This is a genomic window from Nocardia sp. NPDC057227, assembly GCF_042669725.1.
Classification (GTDB): domain Bacteria; phylum Actinomycetota; class Actinomycetes; order Mycobacteriales; family Mycobacteriaceae; genus Nocardia; species Nocardia asteroides_A.
On record NZ_JBHUXA010000001.1, the window covers coordinates 332,740 to 345,620 of the forward strand.

Consider the following 12,881-nt stretch of genomic DNA (forward strand, 5'->3'; position numbering starts at 1 on the left):
GAATCGCCGTGCTGACAGCGGGTTTCGGCGATTATGTTGCCGATCATTCCGCACTGTTCTACGGTGTGGAGGTCCGCCGCGGTGGAGGTGCGCACCACCGATCCGGCGGACGGAGTGCCCGCGGGCGGGCCCCTGTCCGGCTCGCACGCGGGCGCGGCCCGCCCGCTCAGGCAGCGGGCTCGGCCAGCGCCTGTTCGCGCAGCCGCTCCAGGGTGCGGCTCAGGATCCGCGAGATCTGCATCTGGGAGATGCCGAGGCGGGCCGCGATCTGGCTCTGGGTGAGGTTGTCGAAGAACCGCCAGACCAGGATCTGCCGCTCCCGCTCGGGCAGCTCGCGCAGCAGCGGGCCGACCGTCATGGCGTCCTCGAGCAGGCGGTAGGAGGGGTCGACGGCGCCGCTGCGCTGCTCGATACCCGCCGGAACCGAGCCGGCCTCGTCCGAGCCCGCGCTCATCGCCTCCAGCGACTCCGAGCGGTAGCCGTTGCGGGCGAGCAGCGCCTGGGTGACCTCGACCACGTCGACGTCGAGCTCGGCGGCGATCTCGCGCGCCGTCGGCATCCGCTGCAGCCGCTGGGAGAGCACCTCGATGGTGCCGCCGAGCCGCTGCTGCAACTCCTTGACCGGACGCGGCACCCGCACCCCCCAGGACCGGTCGCGGAAGTGCCTGCGCACCTCGCCCATGACGGTCGGCACCGCGAAGGCGAGGAACGGGCTGCCGAGGCCGGGATCGAAGCGGTCGACGGCCTGCACCAGCCCGACCGTGGCGACCTGGGTCAGGTCCTCCAGCGCCTCGCCGCGGCCGCCGTAGCGGGCGGCGATGTGCTCGGCCAGCGGCAGCGCCGCGGTGATGATCTCGGCGCGCAGCCCGGCCCGGGCCGGGTCGGTCTCGTCGAGCGCGGCGAGTTCGGTGAGCCGCGGCTCGAGGTCGTCGTAGGAATCGGGGCCGCGCTTGGCGCGGACAGCGGAGTTCGTCGGGCGCATCGAGGCACCTTCCGTTTGCGAAAGAGGCCCGTCCGACCCTGCACAGCGGTTAACTCCACTCAGCGGGTTCCTCGACGGGCCGCCCCGCGATAACCGGAAAGAAATGTGTCGAATCATCGGCTCGCGGCGGCCTTACCCACTGAACCTTACCCGCCATCCAGGTCGGGCGATACCCGGACCGTCGGCGCACCCGGCCGCCGACATCGAAAACCGCTGTTCCGCAGCGATATTCGCCGATTGTCCGATTTCGCCCGACACGGCCGCGCCGCGCCGCGCGGGCACTCCCGGCCGGGCCGGGTAGGGTGGAGGCATCCGGAAGGAGAATCGCGGCCTCGAATCGGCGCGTGCCGCCGGATCATCGCAGCGCCCGACAGGACAGGACAGGAACACTCCGGCCACGGCCATCGCCGCGACCGCCAGGCGGCTCCTGCCGATTCTTCCCGCCGGGCGCACCTTCGGAGCACCGCTCCCCCGAACCCGATCACGAGGACCTTGTGACCAGCAACGACGTACCCGAACTGTTCAGCCATGCCCCCGCGGCCGAGCTGCCGACGCAGACGCCGGAGACCGGCGCGGTGCCCACCCCGGTGTTCAGCGACCCGCGCTCCGCGCAGCCCCGCGACGCCGACTTCGACTCCGCACCGCCCCGCCGCAACCGGCGCTGATCGCCCAGTACATGTGAGGAGCCTCCCATCGCCATCACCCAGGTCGGTCCCTACGCGCACCTGAGCCCCGCGGACATCGAGGAGCTCGGGCGCGAACTGGACGCCATCCGCGCCGACGTGGCGGGCAGCCTCGGGGCCGCGGATGCCAGGTACATCCGGCACACCATCGCCGCGCAGCGCGTGCTGGACGCGGTCTCCCGAGCGCTGATCGTGTTCGGCCGCTCGCGCAAGACCGTCGCCATCGGCACCGCGGGCACCGCGCTCGCCAAGATCATCGAGAACATGGAGCTCGGCCACAACATCGGCCACGGGCAATGGGACTGGATGAACGATCCGGAGATCCACTCCGGCACCTGGGAGTGGGACATGATGGGCGCCTCCGCCCATTGGCGCTACTCGCACAACTACCAGCACCACGTCTACACCAACGTGCTCGACCACGACGAGGATCTCGGCTTCGGCATCATGCGGGTCACCAGGGACCAGGAATGGCGCCCGGCGCACCTGTTCGCCCCGGTCCAGAACCTGCTGCTCGCGCTGACCTTCGAGTGGGGCATCGCGCTGCACGGCCTCTACGCCGAGCTGGACCGCTCGATCAGCAAGGACGAGCGCCGCGGCCACCTGGCCGCCATCCGCGGCAAGATGCTGCGCCAGGTCGGCAAGGACTACCTGGTGCTGCCGCTGCTGAGCGGGCGGCGCTGGAAGCGCACGCTTGCCGCGAACGCGACCGCGAACATCGTCCGCAACGTCTGGGCCTACCTGGTGATCTTCTGCGGGCACTTCCCGGACGGCGCGGAGAAGTTCGACGCGAGCGTCACCGAGCGGGAGACCCGCGCGGAGTGGTACCTGCGCCAGATGCTCGGCACCGCCAATTTCGACGCCGGGCGGGTGCTCGCCTTCCTCAGTGGCAATCTCTGCTACCAGATCGAGCACCACCTGTTCCCCGAGCTGCCGAGCAACCGGTACGCCGAGATCGCGGTGCGGGTGCGGGCGGTGTGCGAGCGCTACGACCTGCCCTACACCAGCGGGCCGCTGCTCGCGCAGTACCTGCTCACGCTGCGCACCATCCACAAGCTCTCGCTGCCGGACCGCTTCCTGACCAGGGACTGCCACGACGCGCCGGAGACGGCCTCCGAGCAGAAGTTCGCGGACGCCCCGCTGCCCCCGGTCCGGATTCCGGGCCGCCCGCACACCGGGCTGCGCACCGCGCTGCACCGGCTCGAGGTACGGGCCTGACCCGAGAAATTCCACGGCCGGAAAGCCGTGCGGCGCAGTCCGTTCGACCCATCAGCGGTCGATCGGGCTGCGCCGCTCACGTTTTCCCCCGCTTTCCCGTGGCATCCCCCCGGTTGCAGGAACATTCGTGTATCAGGAGGCGATGACCATGGCGGAGAGCCACCGTTCGGCGGAGACCGGCGAGTACGTGAGCGAGGAGACCGCGGAGCAGAACCCGCGCACCACCCTCGGTGAGGACGAGGCGCACGGCGGTGACAACCGACGCGACCGATCGGCCATCACCGGCCACTTCGTCAAGCCGGACACCAGCCGCAGGCACCCGGACACCACCGTCACCGAGAACGGCTGACCCGTTCATCCGGGCCGCTCCGGGGTACCACACCCGGTACCCGACGAGAGGAGCTGCCGTGAGCGAGCAGAAGAAGACCGGCGACGACGAGCCGAAGGGCGGCCGTCCCGGCCCGACCGACCAGGGCCGGGACGGCGGCATGGCCACCCGCGAGCACGCCCCGGAACTCACCGAACCGGACGAGGACGATTCCGGGGACTGATCCCCGGACCACCGCCCCGATACCGACCGCCGGACGGCCGCGCACCCGAACCGCGCGAAATGTTTTTTCCCGGTCGTCACACCGGACAGCACTGCCACGACACAGTCCCGGAACTATCGGACGATCGTGGAAAGGCAGGTCAGGTGAGCTGGTCAGGAATGGTCGCGGTGGGTGCGGCGCTCGCGGTGTGCGGTGCGGCGCTCGGTGCGGGTCCGGCGGGCGCGGATATGTCGCTGAACGGCACCGACCCGGTGGCGAGCGGCTGCGCGGCGAAGACGTCGGTGACGGCGAACCTGCCGCTCCCCGACGAGCGGGGCGAGACGACCGCGCTCACGCTGCGGGTGCTGCGCTCGCCCGCCTGCGACACCACCTGGGTGGAGATCGACAACCCCTACCCGGACGGCACGGCCGAGGTGCACACCTCGATCGCGGTGGCCGCCACCGACATCCGCTACCAGCGCACCGCCGCGCGCACCGGGTGGCAGATCTCCCCGCAGGTCTTCGCGCCCGGCCGCACCTGCATCAAGGTCTCGGCGACGGTGACCAGCGCGGGCCGGGTGCTCGCCGGCGGTGGCCCCGCGACGAAGATCTGCTGAATCGAGCCGATCGGCGGTGCCGCGGAGCCGGTTTGGCACCGCGGGCCAGGGGTAGCTCGGCGCCGACCACGGCACCGAGGAAAGGCACTCCCATGGCATCCATCGGATCGACCCAGCGCACCGGCGACCGCTCGCCGGTGCGGGGTGCGGCACTGATCGTCGGCGCGGTCTTCCTGCTGGTCGGCATCCTCGGCTTCATCCCCGGCGTCACCACGAACTACGACACGCTGCAGTTCGCCGGGCACCACTCCGAGGCGAAGCTGCTCGGGCTGTTCCAGGTCTCGATCCTGCACAACCTGGTGCACCTGGCCTTCGGCGCGGCCGGGCTGCTCGCCGCGCGGGCCATCCGGACCTCGCAGCTGTACCTGATCGTCGGCGGCGCCGTCTACCTGGTGCTGTGGCTCTACGGCCTGGCCATCGACGAGCACAGCGGCGCCAACTTCGTGCCGCTGAACACCGGCGACAACTGGCTGCACTTCGTGCTCGGCGTCGGCATGATCGGGCTCGGCGTCCTGCTCGGCCGCAGGCCCGCCGGGCGCGCGGCCGGTATCTGACCCCGCCCCGAGCACCCGGTGGCCCCCGCGAACATCGCGGGGGCCACCGTCGTCGGGCTCAGAGGTAGCGGGAGACCACCCGCCCCCTGGTGAAGGCGATCACCCTGGTGCCGGGCAGCACCGAGGGTTCGCTCAGCTCGTGCAGCAGCTGCTCGAGCACGGTGGCCGCGGGCACCGCGTCGGTGCCGTCGGTGCTGCCGCCGGGGAAGCGGTGCCGGTTCTCGGCGGTGTAGATCCAGGCCCGATCGTTCCGGATCCCGATCCGGACCACCTGCTCGGCATTGACGAAACCCTCGAACTCGTCGCCGAGGTCGATGAAGGTGGCCATCCACGATCCCTTCGCTGTCGTGCGCGGTGCCGCGCACGCCGTCGGACTTCCCCGCATCGGCGCTGCCGAACCCGCTCGGCGGCGCGCTTTGCGGCAAGCGGTGTGCGCGCGCCCGGCCGGTCTGGTTGACTTCCGAGGTGACCTCGAGTCGCCCGTGACGGGCCGGGGCACGGTGTAGCCGCCAACCCGCGACGAGCACCGCCCCGATGCCGCGCCGCGCGGGCGCCGGGCGCCGCTCCGACCCGACTCGAAAGTCACTCGGAGCCATGGTTTCACAGCGAGGATATCGGTCGCGCACCCCCGTCGGCACATCCGGCGGCCCAGCTTCGGCGGACCGGTGCGATCCCGGTCCGGCCCGCACATCGGAACGAGGACGGCAATGACGGAGACAGCGGCGCCCGCGGGCTACCAGTCCGACCAGGTGGAGCTGCGCCAGCTGCTGGCCGGGCTGACCGCCGTGCGCGACGGCGACTTCGGCACCAGGCTGCCCGCCGACGCCGACGGGCTGCTCGGCGAGATCGCGACGGTCTTCAACGGCATGGTCGACCAGCTCTCGCTCTTCACCTCCGAGGTGACCAGGGTGGCCCGCGAGGTCGGCACCGACGGGCGGCTCGGCGGCCAGGCCGAGGTGCCCGAGGTCTCCGGCACCTGGAAGGACCTCACCGACTCGGTGAACGCCATGGCGGGCAACCTCACCGCCCAGGTGCGCAATATCGCCCAGGTGACCACCGCGGTGGCCCGCGGCGACCTCACCCAGAAGATCCGGGTGGACGCGCGCGGGGAGATCCTGGAGCTCAAGGAGACCATCAACACGATGGTCGACCAGCTCTCGTCCTTCGCCGACGAGGTCACCCGCGTCTCCCGCGAGGTCGGCACCGAGGGCAGGCTGGGCGGGCAGGCCGACGTCAAGGGCGTCTCCGGCACCTGGCGCGACCTCACCGACTCGGTGAACTTCATGGCGGGCAACCTGACCGCACAGGTGCGCTCGATCGCGCAGGTCGCCACCGCGGTGGCCCGCGGCGACCTCACGCAGAACATCACCGTCGACGCGCGCGGCGAGATCCTGGAGCTCAAGAACACCATCAACACCATGGTCGACCAGCTCTCGTCCTTCGCCGACGAGGTGACCAGGGTGGCCCGCGAGGTCGGCACCGAGGGGCGGCTCGGCGGGCAGGCCGACGTCAAGGGCGTCTCCGGCACCTGGAAGGACCTCACCGAGTCGGTGAACGTGATGGGCGACAACCTGACCGCCCAGGTGCGCTCGATCGCCCAGGTGACGACGGCCGTGGCGCGCGGTGACCTGACCCAGAAGATCCGGGTCGATGCGCGCGGCGAGATCCTGGAGCTCAAGGAGACCATCAACACCATGGTCGACCAGCTCTCCGCCTTCGCCGACGAGGTCACCCGGGTGGCCCGCGAGGTCGGCACCGAGGGCAACCTGGGCGGGCAGGCGACGGTGCGCGGGGTCTCCGGCACCTGGAAGGACCTCACCGACAACGTCAACGTGATGGCCTCCAACCTGACCAACCAGGTGCGCTCGATCGCCCAGGTCGCCACCGCGGTGGCCCGCGGTGACCTGAGCCAGACCATCACCGTGGAGGCCAAGGGCGAGGTCGCGGCGCTGGCCGGGGTGATCAACACCATGGTCACGACGCTCTCGGCCTTCGCCGACGAGGTGACCCGCGTTGCCCGCGAGGTCGGCACCGAGGGCATGCTCGGCGGGCAGGCCCGGGTGCCGAACGTGGCGGGCACCTGGAAGGACCTCACCGACAACGTCAACTCGATGGCGAACAACCTGACCAACCAGGTGCGCAATATCGCCCAGGTGACGACGGCGGTGGCGCAGGGCGACCTGACCCGCAAGATCGACGTGGACGCGCGCGGCGAGATCCTGGCGCTCAAGACCACCATCAACACCATGGTCGACCAGCTCTCCGCCTTCGCGGCCGAGGTCACCCGTGTGGCCCGCGAGGTGGGGTCGGAGGGGCGGCTCGGCGGTCAGGCCGAGGTCGAGGGTGTCTCCGGCACCTGGAAGCGGCTCACCGAGAACGTGAACGAGCTGGCGGGCAACCTGACCAGGCAGGTGCGCGCCATCGCCGAGGTCACCAGCGCGGTCGCCGAGGGCGACCTGACCCGCTCGATCACGGTCGAGGCCTCCGGCGAGGTCGCCGAGCTGAAGGACAACATCAACTCCATGGTCGGCTCGCTGCGCGAGACCACCACCGCCAACCAGGACCAGGACTGGCTCAAGACCAACCTGGCCCGGATCTCCGGGCTCATGCAGGGCCAGCGCGACCTGCACGTGGTGGCCGAGCTGATCATGGACGAGCTGGCTCCGCTGGTCCGTGCCCAGTTCGGCGCCTTCTACCTGGCCGACGACACCACCGAGCGGCCGGAGCTGCGGCTGATCAGCTCCTACGGCAGCCCGGAGGACAGCGCGCCGCGGCTCGCCTTCGGGCAGTCGCTGGTCGGGCAGGCGGCGCGCAGCAGGCGCACCATCGCGGTGGACGAGGTGCCGGGCGACTACGTCACCATCTCCTCCGGGCTCGGCCGCACCGCGCCGATGAACCTGCTCGTGCTGCCGATCGGGGTCGAGGACCAGGTGCTCGGCGTGATCGAGCTGGCCTCGCTGCACCGCTTCACCCGCATCCACCGCGACTTCCTCGACCAGCTCATGGAGACGGTCGGGGTGAACGTCAACACCATCATCGCCAATGCCCGCACCGACGAGCTGCTGGTCGAGTCGCAGCGGCTCACCACCGAGCTGCAGGCCCGCTCCGAGGAGCTGCAGGTGCAGCAGGACGAGCTGCAGCGCTCCAATGCCGAGCTGGAGGAGAAGGCGGCGCTGCTCGCCACCCAGAACCGCGACATCGAGGCGAAGAACCTGGAGATCGAGCAGGCCCGCCAGGAGCTGGAGACCAGGGCCCAGCAGCTCTCGCTGGCCTCGAAGTACAAGTCGGAGTTCCTGGCCAATATGAGCCACGAGCTGCGCACCCCGCTGAACAGCCTGCTCATCCTGGCCCAGCTGCTCGCGCAGAACCCGAACCGGAACCTGACCCCCAAGCAGGTCGAGTACGCCGGGATCATCCACTCGGCGGGCTCGGATCTGCTGCAGCTGATCAACGACATCCTCGATCTCTCCAAGGTCGAGGCGGGCAAGATGGAGCTGGCCCCCGAGCAGGTGCCGCTGCGCAAACTGCTCGACTACGTCGAGGCCACCTTCCGGCCGATGACCACGCAGAAGAGTCTCGGCTTCCGGGTCGGCACCGCGCCGGGGCTGCCCGCCGAGCTGCTCACCGACGACTCCCGGCTGCGCCAGGTGCTGCGCAACCTGCTCTCCAACGCGGTGAAGTTCACCGAGAACGGGTCGGTGGAGCTGCGCATCGAGCCCGCCGCGCCGGGCGAGCTGCCCGCGGCGGCGCGCAGGCACGGCGCGGCCATCGCCTTCCGGGTGATCGACACCGGGATCGGCATCGCCGAGCACCAGCTGGAGTCGATCTTCGGGGCGTTCCAACAGGCCGACGGCACCACCAGCCGCAAGTACGGCGGCACCGGGCTCGGGCTCTCGATCAGCAGGGAGATCGCCTACCTGCTCGGCGGCGCGATCACCGCGGAGAGCGTGGTCGGGCGGGGCAGCACCTTCACCTTCTACCTGCCGGTGGCGCGCCCCGACTTCCTGCAGGCGCCGGTGCGCGAGGACGTGCGCAGCCCGGAGCCGCTGCCGCTGCCCGCCGGGCCGCCGCAGCCGCGCAGGCTGCTCGTGGTCGAGGAGCGGCCGCAGGGGCTGCTCTCGCTGGTCGCGCAGAGCGCGGTCGCCGACCTCGCCGACCGCAACGACCCGCGCGGGCCGGTGCAGGTGGTGACGGCGATCGGGGTGCAGGAGGCGGCCGCCGCGATGGCCGCCGAGGTGTTCCACTGCGTGGTGCTGGAGCTGAACATGCCCGGCGACGCCGCGCTGCGGCTGCTGGCCACCATGGACGGCGACAGCGCGGCGCGGACCGTCCCGGTGCTGGCGCACAACAACCGCAGGCTCGGCTCCGAGCAGGAGCGGCTGCTGCAGGAGCGCACCGCGCAGCGGCCGCTGGAGCTGCTCTCCAGCCTGGACGAGCTGCGTGAGCGGATCGCGCTGCACATCACCGCCGAGGCGCCGGGCGACGTGCTCCCGCTGGTGCGCGGCGACGAGAAACCCGCGCCGGCGCCGCAGTGGCCGGACGGGCGGCTGGCCGGGCGCACCGTGCTCATCGTGGACGACGACGCGCGGAACCTGTTCGCGCTCAGCAGCATCCTGGAGCTGCACGGGGTCACGGTGCTGCACGCGGAGAACGGGCGCGAGGGGATCGAGACGCTGGTGGCGCACCCGGAGACGGATCTGGTGCTGATGGACGTCATGATGCCGGAGATGGACGGGTACACCGCGACCTCCACCATCCGGGAGATGCCGCGGTACGCGCAGTTGCCGATCATCGCGGTCACCGCGAAGGCGATGCTCGGGGACCGGGAGAAGAGCCTCGCCTCCGGCGCCAACGACTACGTCACCAAGCCGGTGGACGCCGACGCGCTGCTCACCTGCATCCAGCATTGGCTGGGGTCGCGGTGACCGGGACGCGGGCCGGCTCCGGCCCGGCCGAAACGGTCGCGGCCGACGCCGGGACGGGCGACGGGCCGGTGGTCACCCGGCTGGCGGCGACGGTCGAGCGGCTGCGGGCGGAGGTGCAGCAGGCGCAGGCGACGGCGGACGGGCGGGCGCTGGTCGAGATGGCGAAGGGCGTGCTGATCGAGCGGCTGCGCTGCGGCCCGGCCCAGGCGGCGCGGCAGCTGGAGGCACTGGCCAGGCGCTCCGGGGTGAGCGCCGTCGAGCTGGCGGCCGAGCTGGTCGGCCAGGCCGCGCAGGACGAGGCGGTCTCGGTACCGGTGCCGCAGCAGCCCGCCGAGGCGGTCCGGCTGCGCACCGCGGAGAGCGGGCTGCTCGCCGCGGGCGACCCGCAGCGCGTCGCCCGGTCGCTGCTGGAGCACGCCGCCGCCCCGCTCGGCGCCACCGCGGTGGCGATCTGGGCGGTCGGCACCGACTCCTCGCTCGCGCTCGCCGGTTTCGCAGGCATCGACCGCGCCGAGGCCGAGCGGTGGCGCTACCTCCCGCCCGGCGTCGTCACCCCGGCCCGCCAGGCGCTCGCCCTGCGCGAACCCCAGTGGATCGCCGACATCGCCCGCTCCGGGCTGCCCTCGATCGGGGCGCGGAAGGGCGGGCGCGCCGCCATCCCGGCAGGCATCGGCGGGCGGCTCATCGGCGTGCTCGAGGTCTGCTGGCCCACGCCGCTCGAGCCACAGCCGCCGCAGATCCGGCGCCAGCTCGAGGCACTGGCCGAGCTGTGCGCGCACACCCTGGAATCGGACCCGGTCACCGTCGGCGCCCCCGCCCGGCCCGGCGTCGCCGACCTGGTCCGGCTGGCCGACGGGCTCTTCGATCCGGCGCTGGTGCTGCTCCCGCACCTCGGCCCGGACGGCACGCTCACCGATTTCCGTATCCACCACCTCAACGCCTCCTTCGTCGACCCGGCCGGGCGGCCGCGCGGGCTGGTCGACGGCGCGCTGCTCTTCGAGGCGTACCCGATGGCGGCCAGCGAGGGCAGGCTCTTCGAGCACGTCGAGCACGTCTTCGCCACCGGCGAGACCTACCGCGCCGACCGGGTGCAGCTCACCGAGCTGGTCGACCAGGTGCCGCTCACCGTCTCCGCCGCGCTCGGCATCAGCAGGCACGGCGCCGCGGTGCTGGTGGTGTGGCGGGTGGAGGACGAGACCGCCCGGCTGGCCGCGCTGCTGCAGCACGCGCAGCGCCTCGGCCGGGTCGGCGGCTTCGAGGAGAACGCCGCCAGCGGCGCGATCACCTGGAGCAGCGACCTCTTCGCGCTGCACGGCCTCGCCCCCGGCGCCGACCCGGTCCCGCTGGCCCGGCTGCCCGAGCACGTGCACGCCGACGACACCGACGCGGTGCGGCGGCTGCTGCGGACCCTGCTGCGCTACCGCCGCCCCGGCTCCACCGCCTTCCGGCTGATCCGCCCCAACGGCGACACCAGGCACATCCGGATCATCGCCGAGCCGGTGGTGGACAGCGCCGGGCACCTGCTCGCGGTGCGCGGCGCCTACCAGGACATCTCCGCCCAGCACTGGACCGAGGTCGCGCTCTCGGCCACGCAGGACCGGCTCGCGCACACCGAGCAGCACGCCGCCGAGCAGAGCAGGCTCGCCCGCCAGCTGCAGCAGGCGATCATGCCCGCCGCGCAGCCCGTCATCGAGGCGTTCGGGCTGCACATCGCGGTGCGCTACCGCCCGGCCGAGCAGGACCACCTGGTCGGCGGCGACTGGTACGACGCCATCGTGCTGCCGAGCAAGCAGATCATGGTCTCGGTCGGCGACATCACCGGCCACGGCATCAAGGCCGCCACCGGAATGGTGGTGCTGCGCAACGCGTTACGTGGCCTCGCCGCGACCGGCGCCGGGCCGGGCCAGATGCTCACCTGGCTCAACCTGGTCACCCACCACCTCACCGACGACATCTTCGCCACCGCCGTCTGCGGGCTCTACGACCCGGAGACCAGGGTGCTGCGCTGGGCCCGCGCCGGCCACCTCCCGCCGGTGCTGATCCGCGACGGCACCGCCGTCACCCTGCCCGAGCTCTCCGGCATGCTGCTCGGCGCCGTCGCCGAATCGGTCTACGAGGAGGGCGCCGAGCAGCTGGAAGCCGACGACATCCTGCTGCTCTACACCGACGGCCTGATCGAGCGTCGCGACCGCTACCTCGACGACTGCGTGCAGCGCCTGCTCGACATGTCGGCAGGCTTCACCGGCACCCTGGACGAGCGGCTCGACCACCTGCTCGACCACAGCGACGCCAACAGCGACGACGACACCTGCGTCGTCGGGATCCAGGTGGGGCGCGGCGACGCCGTCTAACCCGCGCGGTAGATCCGGCGCGCGGCGAGCACCATGGGGAGCTGTAGCGGCAGCCGGGCCAGCGCGACGGCCTTGAGCGGCTTCGGCAGCTGCTCGTCGCGCACCCAGTCCACCGCCATCTGGATGTTGGCGGGGTAGACCGCGACGAAGAGCAGCTCCGCCAGGCGGGCGCCGAGCTTGCGGGTGCCGGGGCGCAGCAGCGCGCCCGCGATCGCGAGCTCGGCGACCCCGGAGCCGAGGGTGTAGAGCCGGGGGCTGCCCGGCAGCTGCTTCGGGATCACCGTGTCGAACGGCGCGGGGGCGACGAAGTGCAGCACCCCGACCCCGCCGAGCAGCAGCGCGAGCCGCCGCGCCGTCCGGTTCTCGTCGACCTCGCTCACCGGCCATCTCCTCCCACATCGAGAATGATGGCTAACTTACCAGCCGGCGGGTCAGCGGCCGCCCGCGGCGGCCACCCTGGCCCAGACGGCCGGGTCGGCGCGCGGGCCGCCGGGGGTGGCTGATCCGTAGCGGGCGATCTCGGCGTCCAGGTTCAGCGGGCCGGTCATGGCCGCGCCACCCGCCAGCGCCGCCTCGACCTGCGCGTCGGGGACCAGCCAGCAGATCTCGAACTCGATGCCGTCCGGGTCGCGGCCGTAGAGCGCCTTGGTGGTGGCGTGGTCCGAGGCGCCGGTCAGCGCATTGGCGGCGAGCAGCCCGCGGTGCAGCTCGGCGAGGTCGGCGAGGGTCTCGACCTCCCACGCCACGTGGTACAGCCCCACCGATCCGGCCGCTGGCGGCTGCGGCACCTCGGACTGGAAGAGCCCGAGGTCGTGGTCGTTGGCCGAGCCGGCGTGCCGCAGGAAGGCGCCGCCGGGAAACCCGGCACCGAGCCGCTCGAAGCCGAGCACGCCCTCGTAGAACTCCAGGCTGCGCGGCAGTTCCGCGACGTACAGCACGACGTGATTGATGCCCCGCAGCCCCATGCCGTCCTCCTCCGCCGCCCCGATCGCGGTGCGGCCTCTCCCCCATGATCCACGGC

General features: G+C 72.0%; 12 protein-coding genes. 8 read left to right on the forward strand and 4 right to left on the reverse strand.

Translation table 11 applies throughout. From position 1 onward, the window contains the following. Positions 1-166: 166 nt before the first annotated feature. Positions 167-982 (reverse strand): SigB/SigF/SigG family RNA polymerase sigma factor, encoded by an 816-nt coding sequence (locus ACFUJ1_RS01725; protein WP_378641358.1) that lies wholly within the window; start codon positions 980-982, stop codon positions 167-169. A gap of 494 nt (positions 983-1,476) precedes the next feature. On the opposite strand from ACFUJ1_RS01725, the gene ACFUJ1_RS01730 reads away from it, so the two are divergent. The 6 genes from ACFUJ1_RS01730 (at position 1,477) to ACFUJ1_RS01755 (ending at position 4,584) form a co-directional block, all read left to right on the forward strand. After that, entirely contained in the window at positions 1,477-1,647 is a 171-nt protein-coding gene (locus ACFUJ1_RS01730; RefSeq protein WP_378641360.1) for a hypothetical protein, read from the forward strand. A 27-nt stretch (positions 1,648-1,674) separates the two neighbouring features. After that, entirely contained in the window at positions 1,675-2,883 is a 1,209-nt protein-coding gene (locus ACFUJ1_RS01735; RefSeq protein ID WP_378641902.1) for a fatty acid desaturase family protein, read from the forward strand. Positions 2,884-3,010: 127 nt separating this feature from the next. After that, entirely contained in the window at positions 3,011-3,232 is a 222-nt protein-coding gene (locus ACFUJ1_RS01740) for a hypothetical protein (RefSeq protein ID WP_378641362.1), read from the forward strand. A gap of 58 nt (positions 3,233-3,290) precedes the next feature. Then, a complete protein-coding gene (locus ACFUJ1_RS01745) occupies positions 3,291-3,434 on the forward strand; it encodes a hypothetical protein (RefSeq protein ID WP_378641363.1) in 144 nt (47 codons plus the stop codon). Positions 3,435-3,577: 143 nt separating this feature from the next. Then, on the forward strand, positions 3,578-4,030 hold the full coding sequence (locus ACFUJ1_RS01750) for a hypothetical protein (RefSeq protein WP_378641365.1): 453 nt from the start codon (positions 3,578-3,580) through the stop codon (positions 4,028-4,030). A 92-nt stretch (positions 4,031-4,122) separates the two neighbouring features. Next, positions 4,123-4,584: a DUF4383 domain-containing protein gene (locus tag ACFUJ1_RS01755; RefSeq protein WP_378641366.1), complete on the forward strand. Its 462-nt coding sequence runs from the start codon at positions 4,123-4,125 to the stop codon at positions 4,582-4,584. A 58-nt stretch (positions 4,585-4,642) separates the two neighbouring features. On the opposite strand, the gene ACFUJ1_RS01760 is transcribed toward ACFUJ1_RS01755, so the two are convergent. Beyond that, complete coding sequence (locus tag ACFUJ1_RS01760) at positions 4,643-4,912, reverse strand: hypothetical protein (RefSeq protein ID WP_378641368.1); 270 nt, start codon at positions 4,910-4,912, stop codon at positions 4,643-4,645. A 379-nt stretch (positions 4,913-5,291) separates the two neighbouring features. Here ACFUJ1_RS01760 and ACFUJ1_RS01765 point away from each other — a divergent pair, with 379 nt between their 5' ends. After that, positions 5,292-9,509 (forward strand): HAMP domain-containing protein, encoded by a 4,218-nt coding sequence (locus tag ACFUJ1_RS01765; protein WP_378641370.1) that lies wholly within the window; start codon positions 5,292-5,294, stop codon positions 9,507-9,509. After that, positions 9,506-11,860, forward strand: coding sequence for a SpoIIE family protein phosphatase (locus tag ACFUJ1_RS01770; protein ID WP_378641372.1), 2,355 nt, complete (start codon positions 9,506-9,508; stop codon positions 11,858-11,860). The genes ACFUJ1_RS01765 and ACFUJ1_RS01770 overlap by 4 nt, the downstream gene beginning before the upstream one ends. Here ACFUJ1_RS01770 and ACFUJ1_RS01775 read toward each other — a convergent pair. Together ACFUJ1_RS01775 and ACFUJ1_RS01780 are read right to left on the reverse strand one after the other, a co-directional pair. After that, positions 11,857-12,240, reverse strand: a complete 384-nt coding sequence (locus ACFUJ1_RS01775; RefSeq protein ID WP_378641374.1) for a hypothetical protein — start codon at positions 12,238-12,240, stop codon at positions 11,857-11,859. The genes ACFUJ1_RS01770 and ACFUJ1_RS01775 overlap by 4 nt on opposite strands. A 51-nt stretch (positions 12,241-12,291) precedes the next feature. Continuing rightward, complete coding sequence (locus ACFUJ1_RS01780) at positions 12,292-12,825, reverse strand: VOC family protein (RefSeq protein ID WP_378641376.1); 534 nt, start codon at positions 12,823-12,825, stop codon at positions 12,292-12,294. Positions 12,826-12,881 lie beyond the last annotated feature (56 nt).

Bases quoted from the DNA above. Each gene is read 5' to 3' on its own strand.
- ACFUJ1_RS01780 (WP_378641376.1), bottom strand. From the start codon at position 12,825: ATGGGGCTGCGGGGCATCAATCACGTCGTGCTGTACGTCGCGGAACTG.
- ACFUJ1_RS01755 (WP_378641366.1), top strand. From the start codon at position 4,123: ATGGCATCCATCGGATCGACCCAGCGCACCGGCGACCGCTCGCCGGTG.
- ACFUJ1_RS01765 (WP_378641370.1), top strand. From the start codon at position 5,292: ATGACGGAGACAGCGGCGCCCGCGGGCTACCAGTCCGACCAGGTGGAG.
- ACFUJ1_RS01760 (WP_378641368.1), bottom strand. From the start codon at position 4,912: ATGGCCACCTTCATCGACCTCGGCGACGAGTTCGAGGGTTTCGTCAAT.
- ACFUJ1_RS01725 (WP_378641358.1), bottom strand. From the start codon at position 982: ATGCGCCCGACGAACTCCGCTGTCCGCGCCAAGCGCGGCCCCGATTCC.